The sequence below is a fragment of the Sporosarcina sp. ZBG7A genome (assembly GCF_000813425.1).
GTDB lineage: Bacteria > Bacillota > Bacilli > Bacillales_A > Planococcaceae > Sporosarcina.
This window is the reverse complement of the sequence record NZ_JWIB01000017.1, coordinates 1-22,631: the sequence shown is the minus strand read 5'-3', so window position 1 is coordinate 22,631 and position 22,631 is coordinate 1. Positions and strand designations below refer to the sequence as shown.

At 38.7% G+C, this 22,631-nt stretch carries 15 protein-coding genes and 1 riboswitch; of the genes, 11 read left to right on the top strand and 4 right to left on the bottom strand.

The features are described from left to right. Window positions 1-537 precede the first annotated feature (537 nt). Together RL70_RS07775 and RL70_RS18025 are read left to right on the top strand one after the other, a co-directional pair. The gene (locus RL70_RS07775; protein WP_039042851.1) at window positions 538-2,490 is read left to right on the top strand and encodes an LTA synthase family protein; all 1,953 of its coding nucleotides are present in this window, start codon (window positions 538-540) and stop codon (window positions 2,488-2,490) included. Window positions 2,491-2,904: 414 nt separating this feature from the next. Further along, the gene (locus tag RL70_RS18025) at window positions 2,905-3,075 is read left to right on the top strand and encodes a hypothetical protein (protein WP_039042850.1); all 171 of its coding nucleotides are present in this window, start codon (window positions 2,905-2,907) and stop codon (window positions 3,073-3,075) included. A gap of 253 nt (window positions 3,076-3,328) precedes the next feature. On the opposite strand, the gene RL70_RS07765 is transcribed toward RL70_RS18025, so the two are convergent. Then, complete coding sequence (locus RL70_RS07765) at window positions 3,329-4,102, bottom strand: SDR family NAD(P)-dependent oxidoreductase (protein ID WP_039042849.1); 774 nt, start codon at window positions 4,100-4,102, stop codon at window positions 3,329-3,331. Between the two features lie 394 nt (window positions 4,103-4,496). Beyond that, window positions 4,497-6,614 carry a carbohydrate-binding domain-containing protein gene (locus tag RL70_RS07760; protein WP_231567252.1) on the bottom strand — a complete coding sequence of 706 codons (2,118 nt, stop codon included), beginning with the start codon at window positions 6,612-6,614 and terminating at the stop codon, window positions 4,497-4,499. Between the two features lie 197 nt (window positions 6,615-6,811). On the opposite strand from RL70_RS07760, the gene RL70_RS07755 reads away from it, so the two are divergent. The 4 genes from RL70_RS07755 to RL70_RS07740 all read left to right on the top strand — a co-directional run bounded on the left by RL70_RS07755 (window position 6,812) and on the right by RL70_RS07740 (window position 10,362). Next, on the top strand, window positions 6,812-7,498 hold the full coding sequence (locus tag RL70_RS07755; RefSeq protein WP_039042848.1) for a response regulator transcription factor: 687 nt from the start codon (window positions 6,812-6,814) through the stop codon (window positions 7,496-7,498). Continuing rightward, on the top strand, window positions 7,491-8,783 hold the full coding sequence (locus RL70_RS07750) for a cell wall metabolism sensor histidine kinase WalK (RefSeq protein WP_039042855.1): 1,293 nt from the start codon (window positions 7,491-7,493) through the stop codon (window positions 8,781-8,783). The genes RL70_RS07755 and RL70_RS07750 overlap by 8 nt, the downstream gene beginning before the upstream one ends. 114 nt (window positions 8,784-8,897) lie before the next feature. After that, window positions 8,898-9,707, top strand: a complete 810-nt coding sequence (locus RL70_RS07745; protein WP_052245847.1) for a polyphosphate polymerase domain-containing protein — start codon at window positions 8,898-8,900, stop codon at window positions 9,705-9,707. Continuing rightward, complete coding sequence (locus RL70_RS07740) at window positions 9,676-10,362, top strand: DUF4956 domain-containing protein (RefSeq protein ID WP_052245846.1); 687 nt, start codon at window positions 9,676-9,678, stop codon at window positions 10,360-10,362. The genes RL70_RS07745 and RL70_RS07740 overlap by 32 nt, the downstream gene beginning before the upstream one ends. A gap of 271 nt (window positions 10,363-10,633) precedes the next feature. Here the strand turns inward: RL70_RS07740 and RL70_RS07735 are convergent, their stop codons facing one another. Beyond that, window positions 10,634-11,218, bottom strand: a complete 585-nt coding sequence (locus RL70_RS07735; RefSeq protein ID WP_039042847.1) for a DUF3238 domain-containing protein — start codon at window positions 11,216-11,218, stop codon at window positions 10,634-10,636. A gap of 234 nt (window positions 11,219-11,452) precedes the next feature. Between RL70_RS07735 and RL70_RS07730 the strand changes: the two genes are divergently transcribed. The 4 genes from RL70_RS07730 to RL70_RS07715 all read left to right on the top strand — a co-directional run bounded on the left by RL70_RS07730 (window position 11,453) and on the right by RL70_RS07715 (window position 15,515). Continuing rightward, window positions 11,453-11,926 carry a MarR family winged helix-turn-helix transcriptional regulator gene (locus RL70_RS07730; protein ID WP_039042846.1) on the top strand — a complete coding sequence of 158 codons (474 nt, stop codon included), beginning with the start codon at window positions 11,453-11,455 and terminating at the stop codon, window positions 11,924-11,926. Window positions 11,927-12,499: 573 nt separating this feature from the next. Continuing rightward, a complete protein-coding gene (locus RL70_RS07725) occupies window positions 12,500-12,709 on the top strand; it encodes a DUF4177 domain-containing protein (protein ID WP_039042845.1) in 210 nt (69 codons plus the stop codon). Continuing rightward, entirely contained in the window at window positions 12,706-13,212 is a 507-nt protein-coding gene (locus RL70_RS07720; protein ID WP_039042844.1) for a DUF2165 family protein, read from the top strand. Before RL70_RS07725 ends, RL70_RS07720 begins: the two co-directional genes overlap by 4 nt. 218 nt (window positions 13,213-13,430) lie before the next feature. Continuing rightward, complete coding sequence (locus tag RL70_RS07715) at window positions 13,431-15,515, top strand: methyl-accepting chemotaxis protein (RefSeq protein ID WP_039042843.1); 2,085 nt, start codon at window positions 13,431-13,433, stop codon at window positions 15,513-15,515. 116 nt (window positions 15,516-15,631) lie between these two features. On the opposite strand, the gene RL70_RS07710 is transcribed toward RL70_RS07715, so the two are convergent. Continuing rightward, window positions 15,632-16,087 carry a general stress protein gene (locus RL70_RS07710; RefSeq protein WP_039042842.1) on the bottom strand — a complete coding sequence of 152 codons (456 nt, stop codon included), beginning with the start codon at window positions 16,085-16,087 and terminating at the stop codon, window positions 15,632-15,634. 290 nt (window positions 16,088-16,377) lie between these two features. Beyond that, a riboswitch (cyclic di-GMP riboswitch) is annotated at window positions 16,378-16,461 on the top strand. Between the two features lie 139 nt (window positions 16,462-16,600). On the opposite strand from RL70_RS07710, the gene RL70_RS07705 reads away from it, so the two are divergent. Continuing rightward, complete coding sequence (locus RL70_RS07705) at window positions 16,601-22,441, top strand: NPCBM/NEW2 domain-containing protein (RefSeq protein WP_052245845.1); 5,841 nt, start codon at window positions 16,601-16,603, stop codon at window positions 22,439-22,441. Window positions 22,442-22,631 lie beyond the last annotated feature (190 nt).

Genomic DNA, 22,631 nt, shown 5'->3' with positions numbered 1-22,631 from the left:
AGATCTACTTTCTTTTGTTTTTGAGAAGAAGTATTAATCGGTCTCAAATCTCCAAATACCAATACAAAGTGGACTTACTATTTCCTGTTTCATCCTTAATTTCAGCCAGTGAGAATTAACAATTCGCTTATATTGTAATGACGCATTTGACAGTTGAATCTGAATTTCTTATCGTTCCTAAGAAATTCCTTCTGAAACTTTAGGAGCCTATGCGCGTCATTACTTAGGAAATTCACCACAATTACACAAAAAAAAATACGAGTCAAAAAAAGGGAATGTCTGATAGGATTGTATTCATTTTCATAGATATCTGAAATTAAAAGTCAAAAACAGTGATAAAACAAGGGTTTTGGCGTTTTTAGTGTCGCACAGTTTTATTAGGTTTCAAAAATTGACAGCAGTGTAAAAGGGGAGTAAAATTCATGTGCAGCGAGAAAAGCGCTGTAATAATGTAACATTTTTCTGACTTTTAACCTAAGTATTTAAGTAAATATAAAGCAAGATTTAAATTCAAATAAATAAAAGGAAGGTGCAAAATTGAAAAATCTAATCAGTAAAAAAGATAATCTTTTGAAAAACTTTCTAGGGATCTATCTATTAGCTGTATTGATGTTATGGATTAAAACATATATCACTCAAACAACACAATTTCAACTAGGTGTGGAAGGACCTCTTCAACAGTTCCTTTTATTCTTAAATCCACTAGGCTCCGCGTTACTCTTTCTAGGAATTTCGTTTTTATTTAAAGGAACAAGAAAATACACATCACTACTCATCGTGTACACGCTTATGTCTATTCTTTTATATTCCAATGTTGTGTACTACCGATTCTTTAGTGATTTCATTACATTGCCTACAATTTTCCAAACTCAGAACTTCGGTGATTTAGGTGGAAGTATTCTTACGTTACTAAAACCTTTTGATATCTTGTTCTTTGTGGATGTATTTGTAATGTTCTACCTGAGATTCTCAAAAAAAGTACAAAAACAAACAACTCGTATTGGATATAAAAAACCAGTAGCAATTATTGCTGTTGCATTAGTTGTATCGATCATAAATTTAGGACTTGCTGAAGCTAGCCGTCCGCAACTATTGACTCGTGGTTTTGATAGAAACTATATTGTAAAATATCTAGGTATGTACAACTATTCGATCTATGACTCAGTAGAAACGATGAAAGCATCCTCACAGAGAGCGTTGGCGGATAGCAGTGATACTACAGAAGTGGTGAACTATACGCAATCTAATTACGCCGAGCCAAATCCGAACTACTTTGGTGCGGCAAAAGGAATGAACGTCATCTATTTACATTTAGAGTCATTCCAAAACTTTATTATCGACTACAAATTGAATGGGGAAGAAGTTACACCATTTTTAAATTCATTATCAAAAGATAAGAACACCTTGTACTTTGATAATTTCTTCCACCAAACAGGTCAAGGTAAAACCTCTGATGCAGAATTCATGTTGGAGAATTCACTATTTGGATTACCACAGGGATCTGCGTTTATTACAAAAGCGCAAAATACGTACCAAGCAGCTCCGAGTATTCTAAAAGATTATGGGTATACATCAGCTGTATTCCATGGTAATAAAGGTAGCTTCTGGAATCGAAATGAAGTTTATAAATTATTTGGATTCGATCACTTCTATGATGCTAGTTATTATGACACGAGTTCTCCAGAAGACATGGCAGAATATGGTTTGCTGGATAAACCATTCTACGAACAATCAAAAAGCTATTTGAGTTCGTTACCACAACCTTTTTACACGAAATTCATTACAGTCGGAAACCACTTCCCATATACAATGAATCAAGACTTGGTAACAATCGATAAAGCCCAAACTGGAGATTCAAGTGTTGATAACTATTTCCAAACAGCGAGATATACAGATGAAGCAATCGAACAGGCATTCAATCAATTAAAAGAACAAGGTTTATATGATAATTCGATGATTGTTCTTTATGGTGACCATTATGGCATTTCACACAATCATAACAAAGCGATGGCACAAGTCATTGGTGAAGAAATTACACCACAAGAAGGTGCTAATTTACAACGAGTACCATTGTTCATACATGTCCCAGGAATGAAGGGCGAAGCCAACCATACTTATGGAGGCCAAACAGACCTCCTTCCGACACTGTTACACCTACTAGGAATTGATACGAAGGATTATGTTCAATTTGGTTCAGATTTATTGTCAGATGAGCACAATGAAGTTGTTCCATTTAGAAACGGCGACTTTGTCAGTCCAGAGATCGACTCCATTAATGAAAAGTTTTATGACAATAAAACCGGTTTACCACTTGATGAAAGTCAATTAGAGGATGCGAAGGCGCTTAAAAAAGAAGTGGATCATAAATTGCAGCTTTCCGATAAAGTCGTGAATGGTGACTTATTAAGATTCTACACGCCAAAAGGGTTTACGCCAGTTGATCCTTCGCAGTTCAATTACAGCAAAGATGCGGATGAAAAATCTGAGTAATATTTGGTCAATTGGATAAGCATATGAGATTGACCGAAAGTACACAATATACTAAAGCAAAAAACATCATCCCTGGATGGTGTTTTTTTGTTTTAGGAAATTATAGGGTGAGAGCGTTGGTAATGAGCATGATTTTCTTGAATCGCGTAAACATCATAGAAACTGTTCACAATCCAGCATAGATACTTTTTGGAACTCGTCAACCCATTGCTAAGCGATCTAAGCAATCAATACGAACGCCTAAGCGATACATTCACAGGTACCCAAAGCAATCGATTTAGCCATGTGTGGAATGCCGTGGATTACTCTTCAGAAGGTGATTAAGCATTTATGAATGCTTCTCTCATAAGTACGAAAATTGCTTTCATAAAAACTGGGAAATAGTAAACACTATTTGAGAGGAGGCGAAATACATTGCAAACCGATAAAAAGTACACGATCGTTGGTACTGATATTGACGAAGTGAAGCGGCAGAACGCCAATTCCGGACTCACGTACAATGAACTTAATGCGTTAATTGCCAAGAGGGGTGGTAAGGGATCGGCTCAGTATAGTGACACAGACCCTGCGCAAGTAAAAAAGTGATTCGTGGGGGAGTGAAGAAATAAGTGTAAGGATTCCTGTACATGAAACTTTATATTCCAAATAAATGCGCAGCACTCCTGAGAGTGGGTTCGACTCCCACAGTCTCCATATGTACTGAAAAACACCATCCTTTGTGGATGGTGTTTTTCGGGAATTACTTAAGTATGTACGATAGCAATTTACCTAAAAAAATGGATCAGGCGTCATGCCGCCTGATCCATTCTTAATGTAAAAATCTTTAAATCCACAAAAATTATTGTTGCATTTTACCTGCAGTAAAGCCGCCATCAACTGCAAGTGTTACACCGCTAATTGAGCTTGCAAGGTCTGAACATAGGAATACGACCGCATTTGCTTGATCTTCTGCTGTAGACATTTTTCCAGCTGGAAGTGATTTGAGTACACCCTCGTATTGTTCTGGTGATGTTTTTGCCCAATATTCAATTGCAGGTGTAATGGTTGCGCCTGGTGCAATTGAGTTAATCGTGATGCCTTTTTGACCATATTCCAATGCAACTGATTTAGTTAAACCAGCGATTGCGTGTTTAGATGCAGTATATGGAGCCATGTTTGGTGAACCTTCAATACCAGCACCTGATGCTGTATTGACGATTGCACCGCCACCAGTTTTCAACATTGCATTGACTTGGTGCTTGATGCAGTAAAAAGTACCATATAGATTTACTTTTAGTGTAATATCCCAGTCTTTTGAATCCATTTCTCCAATTGGTACAAGACCTTTGTTAATACCCGCATTGTTATGTGCAAAGTCGATCTTGCCAAATGTTTCAACTGTTTTATTTACAAGTGCAATTACTTGCTCTTCATCACTTACATCACATTTGAAAAAGGCTGCTTCGCCGCCGTTATCTTTGATGATTTTTACTGTTTCTTGTCCTGATTCTTCGCTTACGTCAGAAATCATTACTTTTGCGCCTGCTTTTGCTAATGCAACTGCAGATGCTCTCCCGATTCCCGAACCTGATGCTGTGACTAATCCTGCTTTACCTTCCATAATTCCTGTCATAAAAAACACTCCTTCTTTTATAAATCTCCCTACTAGTTTACACCAAAGTTTGCATTTCACAATCAAACAGAACTCACTTATGAAATAAAAAAATCATCTGTATTATTTGATATTTTAGCATTAAATAAAGGTATCAAAAGTGTTGCTATGTGTGGCGAGACTCATACACAATTCGGAATTGAAAAATGCATGGTGCACTGACTGAGAGCACGCCCTTCGCAAAACTCTTGATTAAAGCGGAAAACAACTTTTCATGTTGAATTCAACTAAAAAGAAAAAAGACAGTAAGCAACCCCCATGATTTCTAGAGGTTGCCTACAGTCTGAACGCTTTCCTTCGTGAACAGTATTTTGTTATGTGGAATTGTATTTAGCGCATGGTTCAAGCTACATACTTACTTTTTTTGATCATCCTGTATCTTCGGATCTCTTCTCTGAGGCATTTCAACACCAAGTTCGTCTAGCTGTTTTTGTGCTTCTTCCTCAGTAATAGTTCCTTCTCTTCGTTGGTCCATAATACTTTTTACTTTTGCACTCGTTTCCTCATCTAGATTCGGAAACATCTCTTCCTTATTTCCGTTTCCATGTGGCTCTCCATCTTCGGGCGCTCCCATACCTCCAGGGCCACCCATTCCACCAGGACCTGAATTTTTTGCAGTGGTGATACCAGATTCATCGAGCCATGTAACGGTGTCAGAGATTGTGAACTCCACTACTTTCGTGCCACCTTGATAGTCACCATCTTCAAAGAGACCGTCACTTTCTTTACTAGATATTGTTCCCCCTGAGTAAAGCGTGTAGGAAGCATCTTTCTTTAGATTTGGTGAACTAATGACGACCGATTGGTAGTCTTTTTCCGGAGCAAATGTCACAATTGTATTTCCTTTACTGTCTTTTAAATGAAGTGTAGTTCCTGCAGATTGGGTCTCCAGATAACTCATTAGAATCGAGTTCTGAGAGGAGTTGTCTGAAGTGGCCATCGCCATACCTGAACTTCCGGCTGCGATGAGGACTCCGCCACTTATTTCAAAGTTATCGTCATAATCCAATGCACCATTGCCGTTATTCGTTGGTCCATTGACAATTACTGTCCCGCCTGTCATAGATATGGAACCATTTGAATCGAGCCCATCACCGGCGGCATCGACATAGACATAGCCGCCATTTAGCGAAAGCAAATGTTCTTTAGCTTCTGTTTGCTCTGTAGACGTGTCTGTCTTATCGTCGCCTCCGCTAATGTTTATGCCATCATCCACGGCTTTTACATGGATTTTTCCATCTGAAATTGTAATGGCATCACTTTCTATTCCTTCATTACTCTTCGTAATATCGATATTTCCACCTTTGATGAGAATGGATGTATCTGCGTGAATTCCATCATCGCCAGTAGCGACATTCAAATCGCCGCCTGTTATCGTGATCGAGTTATCACTGTGTATTGCATCATCTAGTGAATCTAGGGTAAAGCTCCCCCCACCAATTGCCACCTCTTCAGTTGCCTTAAGCCCTTTGGCACTAGGTGTATCTGAGCTTGCTTCAGTTGTACTTGCCTCCATTTCTCCAGGGGCAGGGGGTTTCGTTTCAGTGTTCGTTATTTTTTCAGGGCTGCCACCGCCGGATGAAATCTTGAAATCTCCGTCTGCAATCAGAAGGGAAGTCTCAGCCTGAATTCCATCCTCAGTTGACTGGATATCAAAACTTCCTCCTTCAATAGCGATAATCCCTTTGGACGCATCTTTGTCATTTGTAGACTTCATCCCGTCACCACTTGCATAGATACGGATCGTACCCTCTTTAACAGCGAGAAGGTCACGTCCCATTATTCCATCATCAGCTGATTGAATTTGGAGTGTTCCTCCTGTAATTTTCAATTGGTCTTTACTCGTGATTCCGTTGTTGTAATTGCCATTTACGACTAGTTTCCCGCTCCCGTTAATGGTGAGATCGTCTTTGCTGAATAACGCTGCATTCGGTTCATCTTCCTCCGAATCCTCATAAACATATGTTGTTCCATCGGATAAATGATTTTCAGTTCCTTCTTCTAATGAAATAACGGCTTTTTTCGCTTGTTTTACGTAGATTGCCGAACTGGTGGAAGAAGTGATCTCCACCCCATTCAGAACGAGTCGAACAATGCCATCGTCTGCTGCATCCACGATGATTTGCCCATCATCCAGCTTTCCTTCTATTGTATAGACTCCTGATGATTTGATGGTGATGTTGCTTTTGTCGATGACGACTTCACCATCCCCTTTAAAGCTGGTATCATTTCCATTCAACTGAATAGCAGTTGCCTTTTCCCAATCCTCGTAAAAGTCTTCATCGGAATACGTTACCTTCTTGCTAATCACACTAGCTATTTCTTGACTGCTAGTCGTGCTTACGTTTTCTATATTTGCACTAGTATCGTTCGTGGCAGTTGGATTTTCTGAATCATTGCTGCAGGCAAACAATAATGCAGTGCAAATAACAGAGGCAGTTATCTTCATGTACTTAGAATTTTGCTTTTTCATCATGAGCTCCTTATTGCAAATGGAATTTCACCTAGTTTTCAGATGATATTTTGCTGTGAACCCTATTATTCAAGATGAACCTTAAACAAACCTTAAAAAATGAACTGTGAAACTAAAGTTTGCTTTTATTTCAATTGCTCCTATAATCTAACGTAACCAATTAAAACTTTTGATAAATAGTACGAGGGGAGTCGTATATGAAATTACTAATCGTTGAGGATGACAAGTATCTTTCAGAATCAATATGTGAAACAACACAGGAAATGTTCGAAACGGAGCAAGCTTTCGATGGAGAAGAAGGACTGTTTCTTGCACAGCAAAATATTTTCGATGTCATTATTTTAGATATCATGCTTCCGTATATGAACGGTTATGAGGTCTTAGTAAATTTAAGAAAGCAAAATATTCATACACCGGTCATCATGCTGACAGCCAAAGATGGAATTGATGATAAAATTAAAGGATTTAAAGTTGGGGCAGACGACTATTTAGTGAAACCATTCCATCGAGAAGAACTATTAGTGCGACTGGAAGCAATGGTAAGGAGATCGGGAGGTTTGCTAAAGGAAAATATCCTTACTTTTAAGGAACTCCAATTGAATATCAAAAATAAGACAGCGGAAATTAATGGGGAAGCACTAAAGTTAAACGGAAAACAATTCGGTTTGCTAGAGTATTTAGTGAACAATAAAAATGCCATACTGACCAAGGAACAGATTTTTGATCGGTTATGGGGGTTTGAGTCTGATACTTCTACTACTGTTGTAGAAGTGTACGCCAGCAATTTACGGAAGAACCTCAAGAAGTTTGGATATGATCACTATATAAAAACCTTTCGAGGGTTAGGCTATATGCTGGAAGACCATGGTGAAGGTAATGTTTAATAAACAGATTTTCAAGAAACAGCAGCTGAAATTTATGCTTTACAACTTGCTCGCTTTTACTGTGATTTTTACGGTCTTTAGTATCATCATATTGGGCCAAGTTCAAAACACATTATTTTCAAAGACGGACGGGGAACTCTTGTCATTTAAAGAAATGATGACAGATACCAATTCAAAGATGTTGCGGCTCCCTCGTAAAGAGGGAGACTTAGACCAACCAGATGACGAGAGACAAAAAAATAAGCCGAATCCAAGAATGATTGTTATCCATTGGGATAGCGCTGGAAATATACTCAATAAAAATGAAGTGGGAACTACATTTTATGAAAACTATTTAGAAGACTATAAACTGGATAAAACACATATAGACAAGATTACAACGACAAAGATCAGCGAGCTGTATCAATTTAGATATATTCTTTTTGAAGACCATAATGAACAGAATGAAACTGCCTATACTCAGCTAATGATCAACGTGGATGCTGAACAAACAATCATTTCTAACTTCGAGAAACTAATAATTATCTGCTCGGTAATCTTCATTGTCCTCTCGATTTCAGCTAGTTACTTGCTTTCGAGAAAGATGATGAAGCCGATTATTCACTCTTGGAATAAGCAAGCGGAGTTTGTTGAAAATGCTTCACATGAACTCAGGACGCCTTTGACGATCATTCAAAACAAACTGGAGCTTCTCCTTACAGCACCTCAAGAAAGAATTTCAGATAGGTTTGAAAATATAGCACAAAGTTTGTCCGAAACAAGGAGATTATCCAAGCTCACTTCGGATTTGTTAACTTTGGCAAGAGCAGATTCAGCGGAAACGCAGATTGTGAAGCAGTATGTTGAAGTGGATACGTTTATCCAAAAAGTATGCACACCTTATAAGGAAATTGCCGAGTCGCAAGATAAGTATTTTTCTCTAGAGTGTAAGAGTCCTTTGACTATAGAAGCAGACGATACCCGACTCCATCAACTGTTGGTCATTTTGTTGGACAATGCCTTAAAATATACAGGTGAAAACGATAGCATTCGCGTGAAAACATATGTCGAGGACCAAAAAGTCGTTATTGAAGTCAGCGACACGGGAATCGGTATTAAAGAAGAAAGTATCCCGCACATTTTCGATCGCTTTTACCGAGAAGACAAAGCCCGGACTAGGGAAACTGGAGGTATGGGATTAGGACTGTCTATCGCCCAGTGGATTGCAACCATACACAATGGAACGATTCATGTGAAAAGCAACCCAAATAAAGGAACCGCCTTTATAGTTAAACTACCAAAGTAAGAGATCACACCTACGTGATCTCTTTTTTGGTGTTGCTCAATTGTTTAAGGTTTGTTTAAGGTTCGTCTTTTAGTATGTAACTCATAGAGTGACAGCAAAAAGGAGCAGATACAAATGGCGATTGAAATCTTCAGTCGGAAAGAGCAAAAGTACTTGATCACTCACCGACAATACGAGGAAATTGTACAACGGATTGGACCTGAGATGCGTAACGATAAAAATGGTATCGACGGTAAATACTCAGTCACTAGCCTGTACTTCGATAATGCGGAGAAAGGCATTTATTTTGAAACAAAGAACAAGCTTAAGTACCGACAGAAACTGAGGTTACGTGTATACGATGATGCAAATCTAAATAGCACTGCCTTCTTCGAAGTTAAGCAAAAACATAAGAAAGTCGTCAATAAAAGGCGGATGCTTTTGCCACTAAGGGAAGCCTATCGGTACTTAGAGGAAGATGGGCAATCAGGTTTGGATAACTACGAAACGTCCAATTCACAGGTCATGAAGGAAATAGATTATTTCCGTAAATTCTATCGGTTATCTCCTGAAATGGTTGTCTCTTATAGCCGTCATGCTTTGCATGGCATCCACGATTCTGAACTGCGCATCACATTCGATTTTGACTTGCGTTGTCGGAAAGCAGATTTGCATATCGAAAACGGACCATACGGAGAGCATTTCATTGACCCTGATCTCGTTGTGCTAGAAGTGAAAGTAGATCATAGTGTACCGCTTTGGCTCGCACGTATTTTGCAGGAACTGCAATGTGAGCAGCGCAGTGCTTCAAAGTTTTGTACGAGCATGGAACTGCTGAGTGGAAATGTATTACCACAAGCAGGATATTTGGAACCGAAAGAATTGGAAAAGCAACTAACAGGAGGAATAGAAAATGGATCAGATCACGAAATTGTTTACATCTAATGGATTGGAAGGAGTCGTGCCAAACATGTGGATGAGTATTTCTGCGATGGCTCTTGCGGCTATCTTAAGTTTAATAATCACGAAAGTGTACCAAATTACATTTACAGGAGAGCGCTATTCCCAAGCTTTCGTCCATACGATTATTATGATGAGTGTTGTCGTGTCAGTTGTTATGAATGTAGTGAGCGGAAATGCCGGGGTAGCATTTGGTCTGTTCGCCGTATTCTCCCTCATCCGTTTCAGAAGTGCTGTGACGAATGCAAAAGATATTGCATACATCTTTTTCGGTCTATGTGTCGGGATGACTGCTGGACTATTTCAGTTCCCACTGGCCATTGCGTTGACGTTATTCGCGAGTCTCATATTCTACATTCTGTACAAAGTGGATTATGGCAAAGGAAAAGATACACAAATCCTTAAAGTCACTGTACCTGAAAACCTGAATCACGAAAGCTTGTTTGACGATATCTTGAGTGCGAGGACCGAATCCTACCAACTCCGACAAGTGGAAACTACAAACTTGGGAACGATGATTCTCTATACATTTGCGATTCGAAGTAAAACGGATACAAAAGATCAGGACTTGCTGAACGAAATCCGTGTGCGTAACGCGAATTTGAAAGTATCTCTATCCTACCTTAATATATTAGACTGAACTTAAAAGTGTTGCCTGTGCATGGTTTAATTAAGAATTGATCCGATTAATGTAGTGCGCGGGCAACGCTTATATTTGTACAAACTGATTTTTTAGCCATCATTATTCCCACCATCGCATAATATCTGAAACTGAAAAGAACGCAAAAAAATCCTATGCTTGTACAAAACTCATACAAACATAGGAAACAACTAATTTTCGTATTCCCTCAGCAGGAACCAATCCCACATAATGCTTCTTATTTATATCCTCTTAACTCAAGAAACCCAGTTTATAATGTCTTTTTGAAACTATACTCCATCTCACCAGCCATAGCTGCTGGTGTATCACCAGTTTTCCTAGGATCATGAGTATGAATTTGTTCAAAAGGACCAAAATTAACTTGTTTATAGAATTCATAACAAGGAAATCCATCATGTTCTCCTTGAATCTCGGCACTACCATCTTTATTTACTTGTACAGTTAATAGGTAGTCCACAGGAGGAGCATATACATTTAATGGGTTGCTAGCACTTGCACTCATTTGAAATTGAACACCATCAGAACTCCATATGATATTCGTACAAATAATACCTTCTGTGCTTGCTTTCCCTTTCCTGAAGTCAATAGAATTATCTGGATTAGTAACTTTTTCAGTTGTAATACCAGTGTTCGCATATAAGAAAATTTCTTTCTTATAAAAATCTACAACGACTTCTTGTTCAACTCTGGAACGCATTGTGTTCACTGCATATGGTGTGAATTCACGAGAGTCGCCTTCGAATTGGATTACTTTCCCTGTTTCAATGTCCTTCTTAGGTTCAGTCCAAGACACTGGAATAAACACGCTTGCTCTGATTTTAACGATACTTGTCATCAAAAACACCTCTGCAATTCTAATTTTATTTTGGGGAATAAAATCTTTAGAAAACAAATCGTATTTCTTTCGCATACGAATGTTAGCCATGATAATCTCGATAATTTATTTACATTTTGTGGAGACATGTTTCTGTTTTGTATCATAGTCAACTTGATTGACCATATTGTGTAGAGTACAATGAAACCAAAACAAAGTCAACCTGGTTGACTTTGTTCAGAGGAGGTTTACAGCATGAATGATCAAGTATTTAGTGATTTAGATCTAACATCACTTTTATCATTATCTTATAACTCTACAATCAATGAACTACATGAAAAATTAAGCGAATTGGGATTTGATGATATAAGACCTGCACATGGTTTCATGTTTAAATGCATCATTCCTAATGGAGCCACAGGTATAGAAATATCTGAGTACTTAGGAATTACTAAGCAGGCTGTCAGTAAAATGGTGGATTTTCTCGAGAAAAGTGGTTATGTAATGCGTCAAACTCATCCCACTGATAAAAGAGGGAAGATTATTGTTTTGACTGAACGAGGTTGGTTAGTTGTGAAAGCGAAAGAGAAGATATTAACGGAGATTGAGGGACGTTGGAGTGCAAAAATAGGTAGTGAACGAGTGCAAGTGCTCAAAGGAGATTTATTAAAAATAATATTTAAAGAAAACGAAGGTGAATATTCTTCGTTTTCAAGACCTATTTGGTAAAAATTTAGCTTAAAAGAGGACTTTTAAAGTGTATATAAATTAGTACTAACAGGTGCTTGAAATTGCTGACAAAAGGACTGAAAATCAATTCGATTTCCAGTCCTTTTGTGTTTTTAATGATACTGTTTTCAGGAAGAAGTGGGAGCTATGAACACGGAGAGAGAAGCGAGTCCGCTACATACATACGCTCTTAGCGACAATCAACTTTTTTAAGTTATATTGTATTGTCAAAGAAAAATGACTGTTGGTTAACACAAAAAATTCTGGAGTTAGCCCGTAGTCGGAAAAAAATTCAGATTGGATATTTTTCGTGCATAACTTGTAGGCGATAAATAGGAGTTGAAATTCTATTAAGAGTAGGGGAGTAAGCTCTTTTTTCTAGTTCTCCTATGTGTTATAAGCTTATATATCTATAAAAAAGAATATAAAATTAAAAGGACTTTATAATTAATATGATTGCCTACTAATAAACTTATTACCTAAACTCTCTAGAATAAGTTGTTGACTAAAGTAATGGGTAGTAGTAGTTTAATTTAGAAGTTATGACCTGGATATATGGAGAGGACGATTGTGATGGTTGAGTATCATATCGAGAGCATTGAAGTGCATCACGGGCGCGAGGGGATTTCACTTGCTGAAGATTATGTACAGCTCATCGCCAAGTATGCGAACGAAGGCTGGCGATTTGTGCAGCTGGTAAATCTTTCAGGATTATCTCTGAGTGAGCGACGGATCGATCTCATATTTGAAAGGGAAAAAAGAAAAGGAAGTGGCATTATATGAATGCGATTGCATTGAGATTATTGAAGACGGTTACCTTATTACTCGCAGGACTTTTTGGATTTTTTGTATTTGTAGGAAACTTGATGGATTATAATTCGAATTATGAATTTGTCCACCACGTACTTTCTATGGACACAACATTTGAAGGGAACTCATTGATGTGGCGTGCGTTTGAAAGTACGACCGTACATACAATTGCTTACTGGGGATTAATTATCGCTGAAGGGATTTTTAGTGTACTTGCTTTCATCGGTGTTTATCATATGTTTAAAAATATTAAGTCTCCTGGACGGAAATTCAATCAGTCTAAGGCATTTGGCTACTATGCATTCATTCTTGGATTTGCAATTTGGTTCTTTGGCTTCGTCGTTATTGGAAGCGAGTGGTTTGCTATGTGGCAATCACAAATTTGGAATGGCAAAGAGACCGCAATGGATATTACTTCCGTGTGGATCGGATTCGCTATTTTACTAGCGCTCAAAGACGAAGATTTAGACGCATGATTAGTTTGACTCAGACACTTGCGAAGTTCTAAGTGCTGAGGTTGAGATTGGAGTGAAAACCCTTGGATTGAGCAATCAATCGAAGGGTCTTTGTATGAAAAGAGATCACATCAAGGTCTGAGAGTGCACTTGAAATTTATAAGAAATGAATAGTTAAACATCTAAAGAAATAAACCGATAATACATTTGAACTAATACACTAAGAGGTGAAAAGAACTATGAAAAAAATGGGAGTTTTTCAAAGGAATTTAATACTGACCTTGGTAATTTCAATCTCTGTACTGGTCATTGCAATTGTTTCTTTAAATTATATTCGAACACAAGAGAGCTTAGAGGTTGAAAAAGAGCAATCAGAAAAGCTGATTGAGGAAAATCTACTGAGCGTTATTGAAAGTTCGGATGTAGCCTATTCGATAATTGAACAATCACTTTCAGGAAAAATGGAAGCATATACAAAGATTCTTCAAGAGGAATACCAAAAGAACCCGAATGTTGAATCTTGGGATCTTGAATCATTCAAGAAGAAATTTGATGGGTTTGATATCTTTATGATGAATGATCAATTTGTCGTCAAATATGCAACAAGAGAAGCAGATTTACGACTTGATTTAAAAGAGTTTGGGTTAAACGATCTCTTGCAGCAGCGAATGGATGCAGGTGTTTTTGTGGCGGATCGTCTGGAAATTAGTGCAGCTACAAAAGAGACGAATAAGTTCAGTTATACACCTACGCCCGATAAAAAATATATGATTCAAATTGCCGCAACCGCCGATCAGTTTTCGGATTCGATTCAATCGATGGACTTAGAAAAAGTGACGGCTGATTTAAAAAAGAAACATGAGTATGTGAAAGATATCGGTATCTATACGATCGACATCGATGGTGTACCTTCTTATTCGATGAATAAGAAAGATGATAAGGGAGAGGCTGCGCTCCTGCCTAAGTCACTGATGAAAGCAGGGACAAAGGCAATTGGTGACAATAAAGAAAAAGTCATCAATAACCTGAGTGGCGAATCAGGTCTGTCCCATAAATTGATTCCTCAAATCGATCTAGATGCGAGTGAGGATAATGCATTTCGACAATCACGCTTACTGTCTTTAACGTATGATGCAAACTATTACAACAAAAGATTGCAAGCTAATAACATAACTTCAATCGTGATGGTTGTCGTTTCAATAATTGTTTCTGTCCTATTATCCATCGTTATTGGACGTCGAGTGTCGAAGCCAATCCACGAGTTCAGTCAAGTTATTGATCAGACTGCTAAATTGAATTTCACGAAAAATGAGCATGTCGACAACTTGCTTACACGAAAAGATGACTTTGGTGTATTGGCTGAACAGTATGAAGAGATGCTCGTATCGGTACGGGGAGCTTTCGAAAAAGTCATTGACTCTTCAGACCAATTACTAGCTATGTCGAGCGAATTCACTGCCAGTGCGGATGAAACGAAAATTGCCTCTGTTCAAATTTCTGATTCCGTCCAAGAAATGGCGTATGAAACAGAAAACCAAACACAATCTGTCCAACATGCGGTTTCGGATATTGGAACGATTAATCAGGAAGTAGATCGACTTTCTGAGAAAATTAGTAATGTGAATGAGCTTGTACAGCATACCGTTTCGATTTCAACAAACGGAAATGCACGTGTGCAAGAGACTGAAAAGAATATGGAGCAAATCAATAACTATACGAGGCAGTCTAAAGAAACTGTCATTGAACTTCATGAAAAGTCTTCTAAGATTGAAAGCTTCTCAGTCTTCATTACCTCTATTGCTGACCAGACCAATCTGTTGGCACTGAATGCGGCGATTGAATCTGCCCGTGCAGGAGAAGCTGGGAAAGGGTTTGCTGTAGTTGCGGATGAAGTCCGGAAACTCGCAGTAGAATCGAGTAGTGCTGCTAACCACATAAGCCAGCTCATCAGTGAAATCAAACAAGATATTTCACAAACTGTCGACAGTATGACAGATGGTTATGAAGCAGTGAAAAATGGAACTGCCTTAGTCAGTGAGTCGGGAGAAGCCTTTAGAAGTATTTTACTTGCAGTCCAGTCAGTCTCAGAACAGACGACTGAAGCGACAACGATTTCTACAGAAGTCGAAAACGTAATGGGGAATTTACTGAAATCCATTGAGCAGATCTCCTCGTTGTACGAAAAGTTGGCAAGCCATTCTGGAGAAATTGCAGCAACGACAGAAGAGCAAACTGCTACAGTTGAAGAAGTCGCTGCCGCTGCCAAAAACCTATCTGACATAGCGGAAGATTTAAAAGGTGAAATCGGCAAGTTCACGGTGTAACGTGTGGAAGGTCATCCAGTTACTTTAGAATGAATCATAAGAGAAGTTAAGAAGGCAGCCAATGGGTAAATTGGCTGCCTTCTTTTTAAAATTGGTGACTATGAGCTATCAAAAGATCACATTCTAAATTCCTCTTTACTTTCGGGATGAAGAAATACTAGGATCTTACCTTCCTGAACGTCTTCTGAATAGCGTTCGGCTTCTTCATCAGGGACTCCGATTTCCATAAGAGCATGCTTTAATCCACCAGCACCCGAGCTCGCACCTACTACCGCTCCACCAATAGTTGAAATAATAGGACCAGCAGCCAATATGGCGCCAAGTCCGGGAACCACTACTGCGGATATCCCTGCAATCACGCCCGCTATTCCCAGTGTTCCACCAGTTAAAGCTCCAGCAATGGCTCCATCTTTAGTGGACGGCTTTACTTCCTGTGTGAATTCAGGCAGATTTTTTGTATTTTTAGCAATCACTGAAATTTCCTCGGTTTTGTAGCCTCTCTCTCTTAATCGTTCAACAACTTCAACCACTTGTTGTTCGTTTTCATATACCTCAATATCGTAATTCTTCATTGTAAATTACCTCCTGTTTGCTTGAACAATGAATTCTATACCCCCTATTTAGTTTCTTTAGACACATTTCACTTTAACACTTTACTTTTCTAGAATTACAAATCTAATTTGCAACTCTCGGGAATTGGTTTTTCAGTACTTTTCAATGAAAGTTACTTGGTTTTTATGTAAGTTAAACCAATATTAATATAAAACTCCCTTCCAACATTACCTGAAAACAAGCAACTTGAATCTAGTGCTATTTGTTCATGGTGTGGAACCAAAGGTGTGATAGTATTTAAACTATAAAATAACTGAATAGGCAAACCTAAAGAAATTTAGGGACGCAAAGCTATAGGGACTAAGGTGTATCACTATGTCAGCCAGTTGCCGAAGAGTACACACTACTTTTTGTTTAGTAAAGTTGACGAACTGCTACTTGTTTTTTTGACTTTATATAATCCAAAGCTACTCTTTTTGAGTAGCTTTTTTTGTGCGCTCAGTAGGAAATATATTCATGAGGAGGAAAAGCATATGAAGATGATTGCGTTCGCAACAGCAGCAGCCTTGGCTCTTAACGTAGTCTGTAGTCCAATTTCTGTATTAGCAAATGTACACCCGCAAGAAGGATTAGTCATGCCTACTGTAGCAGAAAGTAACCAAAGTACCGGTATTGCATCGGTTCGAAAATTCGACTTGTACGGAAAAGCGAGTCTACCTGCATACGATGAAGTATTCAAAATGCCTATCTCGAATATAAAATCGATCACAAACAATGGAGGGAACTACTCAGGCTCTCCTATTCATCACGCGATTGACGGAGAACTGAAGACACATTGGGAAACAAATAAGCCGAATAGTGCTTCATTTAATAACGAAGTTGTGGTGGACCTTAACGAATCTACAACCTTAAATAGAATTGTCTATGCCGCGCGCCAATCCAGTGCAAAAGGAAAAGGCTTTGCACAAGAGTTTGAAATCTATAGTTCACAATCAGCCGATGGTAATGATTTCTCATTAGTTTCTTCAGGAGGTTACAACGGCTCAACAGGTGATGTAGTAGAAATCCAGTTTGCCCCGACGAAATTTAAGCGAGTTAAATTTGTATTCACAAAAGCTAACCAAGACTGGGCAAGCGCTTCAGAGTTTCAATTTTACAAAGAAGATTCTGTATCCGACAAAATGGAAACACTATTCACGGATGCATCGCTAAGTTCAGTTAGTGATCAGTTTAAAACGCTGGATGCGTTAACGAGATTGGATGCTGAAGCAAAGGGGCATCCGTTCTATCCTCAATTCAAAGAAGATATCGAGAATGCAAAAGTTCTCATTAACAAAGCGGAAATTGAATCTACTACAGCAGTAACTAAACCATTCCTGCATTATTCAAATGAAGCCTACTCTCAGTTATTTAGAATGGATCGTCAAAACATCAAAGGGATTCGCAACAATGGTGGGCATTATGCGAGTGCCGTTATTGAAAATGCAATTGACGGGAACCTTAACACGTACTGGGAAACAAATAGAAGTAACACCAATGACTTTTCAAACGAAGTCGAAGTCGAATTTAAAGATAGCGTAACGTTAAATCGACTTATGTATGGGGCAAGACCTTCTGACCGAAAGGGGTTTGCTGAAGAGGTTGAAATTTATACTTCCAAAACATCTAAAGGAGACACCTATCAGCTTGTAGCAACAGGGCAGCATAATATGGTTGCTGGATTAGTTGAAGTCAGATTTGCACCAACCGAATTTAAGCGCGTAAAATTCAAATTTAAAAAATCTAACCAAAACTGGGCCACGTTATCGGAACTAGCCTTCTACAGTCAGGACCCGATAGAAGAGCAAGTCGCCAATCTATTCACAGATGGTCTTATGAATGAGTTAAAGCCGGAATTTGCTTCTATGGATGCAATTCAACAATTGGAGAAAGAAGTTGCGAAGCATCCTTTAAAAGAACAGTTACAACAATACGTAACAATGGCAAAAGACGTACTCAACAACGTACATGTTTCTAACGAATCAATCGTGATTGCATCGCAACGGGGGAACTCAAGTACAGAAGCCAGCAAACATCAAATTGCCAGAACCTCGTTCTCACTAGATACATTTGGTAGATACGTAGTGCCAGGTGAGACAATCCAAATTACAGTTGAAGCAGATAAAAACGGCGTCATGCCAAATCTAGTTCTTGGTCAAATAGCTGATGATAAAAATGGATGGATTAGAAGATATGCGTTAAAACAAGGATTGAATCGAATAACCGTTCCAGCATTCGATAACATGAAGCCATCTGTTGCATATGTGGAAAACAATGCGCTACCAACTGAACAGTCATTTGCTCCAAAAGTAAGACTAGTTGGGGGAACTAAATTCCCTGTCTACTATCATGGAATAACAGATCCCGCAGCGTATGAAAAAGAATTGGAAGAATATGTAGAGAAAATCAGTGTGAACGACAACGACTTTGCAAACGGAAAACCGAATGATGTTGTGTATAACGTCTCTGAACTAGTGTCCGAAAATAATACAATTTCTACAAGTGCTGCGGGCGCTCTAAAGGGAATTAAAGAATTAAAAGGAACTGGGAAGACCGTATCAGACACGATGAAAGAATGGGAAATGATGTGGACCGAGTACCAAAAAATTAGTGGTGCTGTCGTGGATGATTCAGATCCAAGAAACCAATATTTCAATGCAAAGTTTACATCACGGGTATTCACCAAAGGGCCTTATGGTTGGTCGGATTGGGGATATACAGGATTTAACGGAGGGAATTCTCCTAGAAGAGATGATGGATTCTTTAAACAAATCGTGAAGCCATTTAGTGTACCTGGAAATGATGGATGGGCTTATTTTCATGAATGGGGCCATAACATTAATAACTCCACGATGGAACACACTGAGATAACGAACAACATCTACTCAGTAATTATGAGAAAGAAATTCAATAACAGCACAGAAGACCGTGTAGATTGGAATTCCATGTACAAAAGGTTTTCAGGTGAAACGGTTCAACATGGTTTCTGGACTTACTTAGGGGTACTTGAGCAAGTGCAATATTATTATGGCGAAGATAGTTATGGTAAGGCTTCCCGAATTGCTCGGACAAACCCTGAAGGTGTCATGAATGGATTAGGAAGTAATTTGCAACGATTAGTTGTGGGATTATCTTTAGCAACCGAAACGGACCTAACGGCATTTTTCGAAGACTGGGGTTACGTAACAGCTACCGCTAAGATGAAAGAGAAAGTCGCACACTTACCAAAACCAGATGTGAAGTTAGAGTACATGCATAGTTTAGGACGAGATTACGAAGGTAATGGGTTCTCAAAAGATGCAAAAGTTACTGCGCATTCAATAATTGCAAATCCAGATAAAAAAGAAATCAACCTGTCCTATGATATTGATGAAGCAAATAAGGGCGCTGCTATGGGATATGAAATCCTCCGTAATGGCAAGGTAGTAGGCTATACAACAGGAACTTCATTCATAGATAGAAACGTAGATACGAGTGTTCCTTATACTTATGAAATCGTTGCGTATGACAGGAAGTTAACTCCTTTAAAACCTGTGGAAGTTCACTCACAGCAACCGAACTTATCTGTAGAAGAACAAGTTACGTTAAGATTACATCAAGCGTTTGAGCCAATGGATTACGTAAACGCAACTTCGTTTTCCGGTCAAAACATTACCAAAGATGTAGTGATTAAATCAAATACGGTAGATGTAACGAAAAAAGGATCTTATGAAATTGTTTACGAAGTGAAGAATGCGAATTTAATCGAATCAAAGAAGACGAAGGTTACTGTAACAAGTGACTATGCCTATATCTCAGATATGAATGCTAAATCCGTTCAAACAGATTGGAGTTCATTGCAAAAAGATAAAGCAATTTCTGGAGGGCTTATCACACTACGAAGACAAGGTAGTGATGCGACGTATCCTAAAGGAATAGCCATTCATGCTAATTCTGAAGTTGTGTATGATATTGCTGGAAAAGGGTTCAACTTCTTTGAAAGTTATATCGGTATCGACCAATCTGTCAGAGGGCAGGGGTCTTCCGCAACGTTTGAAGTGTGGGTAGATGGAGAAAAGAAATTGGATAGTCGTGTATTCAAATCTGGTACGGAGCATGAATTTGTGAAAGTTCCCGTAACAGGTGCAAAAGAAGTAAAACTTATTACAACGGATGCGAAAGACAATGGGATTTCCTCAGACCATACAGTTTGGGCAGATGCAAAATTCACGAAAGATTCTAGTGAACCTACATTAAATGTATCTGAAGATCTCACGTTCGTTAAACTGAACAACAAGGACTTTACAATTTTAGATGGTGTAGAGGCGTTTGATAAAGAAGATGGGGATTTAATCGACGCAGTCAAAGTAACATCTAACGATTTCACTGTTAGTAAAACAGGCACGTACAATGTAGCCTTTTCAGTTACTGATAGCGATGGAAATAAGGTAACGAAGACGAAAGAAATCTATGTATATAGCGATACCACATTCGTAAGTGATACGCCGTGGATATCCGCACAAACAGCGTGGAGCACGGTGAAAAAAGATCAGGCTTCGTCTGGTGGTCCGATAAGGATACTAGTCAATGGTGCGACAAAGGAATTTACTAAAGGAATTGGAACCCATGCAAATTCATCTATTGTGTATGATCTTGCAGATGAAAACTACGATTACTTTGAGACACTCGTTGGTATAGATCGAAACATCGCTGAAAATAACAATTCAAGTGTGACATTTAAAGTACTAGCGGATGGTCAGGAAGTCTATAATAGCGGGGTTATGAAATATAATACAGAAGCAAAATTGGTAAGAGTTCCATTGAAAGGCGTTAAGGAATTAACGCTCATTGCAAATGATTCTAGTAATGGAAATGGATCCGACCATGCAAACTTTGCAGATGCTAAGTTTTATATTTCGAATGGACTGCCCCAGCTTACAATACCTAATTCGGTAGCAACTAAAGTGGGTACACCTATCGATTTAAGCGAAGTTTATTCTGCTGTCGATGCTGAAGATGGAGATTTAACAGCTCAAGTAAAAGTGACGGGTAGAAATCAGGTGAATTTTGAGCGAGCTGGTAAATATGAAATCACATACACTGTGGTAGATAGTGATGGCAATGAAGTATCTATGAAGCGATTCATATCCGTAGTAAATATGGAAGACTTCAACTATCTATCTGATTTCGAATGGAAGTCTACACAAAATAGCTATAGAACTCCTGTAAAAGACGAAGCAATCAGTGAACAACCATTACGATTAACAGGGAAGGACGGAAGTGTACAAGCCTATGAAAAAGGGATTGGTGCACACTCCAACTCAACAATCATTTATGATTTAACGGAGAAAGACGCCGATTATTTCACTTCATTTGTGGGGGTAGACCGACAGATGCATGGCTCAATCGGATCCGTCACATTCCAAGTTTTTGTAGATGGTGTGAAACAATTCGATAGTGAGATGATGCATTCTACAGATCCTCAGAAGTTCATTGAAGTAAAAACAGTTGGTGCAAAAGAACTCAAATTAGTCGTGACTGATGGCGGGAACGGAAATGGTTCAGACCATGCAACATGGGGTGACGCTAAACTCCATTTCGCGAACGGTGAAAGAGTGTACACGAAAGATTTAGTAGCTGCAGTTGAAGAGTCGAAAGCTATCGATTATGAGAAGTTTTCTACTGAGAGTATGAGTGTGCTCCTGAATAGTATTGCAAAAGCAGAAGAGATTCTTGCTAAAACACAAGTGACTCAACTAGAAATCGATCGTGCCCTTGATGCTCTCCTGCAGGCGAAGTCCGATCTAGTGGAACTAGACTTAACTCAAGTCATTACAGTACCTGATAAATACCTTAGAAATGTTATTCAGCAAAAACTAGGGATTACTGGGGAACTCACTCTAGGAGATCTGCATGCACTCACGACTCTTGAAGCACCTAATGCGAGAATCCAAAATCTTGAAGGCTTACAATATGCAAGAAACTTAGTTTCTCTAGATGTATCAGGAAATGAAATCACAGATTTTTCACCTCTGAAAAATCTGGAGAAACTGAAGACGATTATGGCACACCCTCAACTAGTGGCAGTGAAAAGCTTAAAAGGCCCTCAGCTAACTGTTGAGAACTTAGTGGAAGGGTTGGATGGTCAATATCTAAATCCTTATCAAATAGGCCTAAGAAATACAAAAACCAATGAGATAGTAACTGTAGATGTGGATCAATTCAAGCCAAATTCGGACCAGTTTACATTAGATTTTTCACAAGTAGAGAAAGGCACGTATATGTTGGTTATGGCTTATAAGTTAAAAGAAGATACAATCATTCAATTAACATATTATGTAGATCTTCGTAATTAATAATAAATAAGGGCTGTCCCGAAAGGTCATAATTATGACTTTCTGGGATAGCCCTTTAAGTTTGGTGACAATTAGTGGGATAGTTTACGGTGGTGATATCATTGTCAGCCGGAAAGTGATCATAACCCGGGGAAAGTTCTCATAACCCTGAGAAAGTGCTCATAAATCGCAGAAAGTGATCATAACCCTG

Excerpts from the sequence above, each read along its gene's own strand:
- RL70_RS07765 (WP_039042849.1), bottom strand. The coding sequence starts at position 4,102 with ATGACAGGAATTATGGAAGGTAAAGCAGGATTAGTCACAGCATCAGGT.
- RL70_RS07760 (WP_231567252.1), bottom strand. The coding sequence starts at position 6,614 with ATGAAAAAGCAAAATTCTAAGTACATGAAGATAACTGCCTCTGTTATT.
- RL70_RS07755 (WP_039042848.1), top strand. The coding sequence starts at position 6,812 with ATGAAATTACTAATCGTTGAGGATGACAAGTATCTTTCAGAATCAATA.
- RL70_RS07750 (WP_039042855.1), top strand. The coding sequence starts at position 7,491 with ATGTTTAATAAACAGATTTTCAAGAAACAGCAGCTGAAATTTATGCTT.
- RL70_RS07745 (WP_052245847.1), top strand. The coding sequence starts at position 8,898 with ATGGCGATTGAAATCTTCAGTCGGAAAGAGCAAAAGTACTTGATCACT.
- RL70_RS07740 (WP_052245846.1), top strand. The coding sequence starts at position 9,676 with ATGGATCAGATCACGAAATTGTTTACATCTAATGGATTGGAAGGAGTC.
- RL70_RS07735 (WP_039042847.1), bottom strand. The coding sequence starts at position 11,218 with ATGACAAGTATCGTTAAAATCAGAGCAAGCGTGTTTATTCCAGTGTCT.
- RL70_RS07730 (WP_039042846.1), top strand. The coding sequence starts at position 11,453 with ATGAATGATCAAGTATTTAGTGATTTAGATCTAACATCACTTTTATCA.
- RL70_RS07725 (WP_039042845.1), top strand. The coding sequence starts at position 12,500 with ATGGTTGAGTATCATATCGAGAGCATTGAAGTGCATCACGGGCGCGAG.
- RL70_RS07720 (WP_039042844.1), top strand. The coding sequence starts at position 12,706 with ATGAATGCGATTGCATTGAGATTATTGAAGACGGTTACCTTATTACTC.
- RL70_RS07715 (WP_039042843.1), top strand. The coding sequence starts at position 13,431 with ATGAAAAAAATGGGAGTTTTTCAAAGGAATTTAATACTGACCTTGGTA.
- RL70_RS07710 (WP_039042842.1), bottom strand. The coding sequence starts at position 16,087 with ATGAAGAATTACGATATTGAGGTATATGAAAACGAACAACAAGTGGTT.
- RL70_RS07705 (WP_052245845.1), top strand. The coding sequence starts at position 16,601 with ATGAAGATGATTGCGTTCGCAACAGCAGCAGCCTTGGCTCTTAACGTA.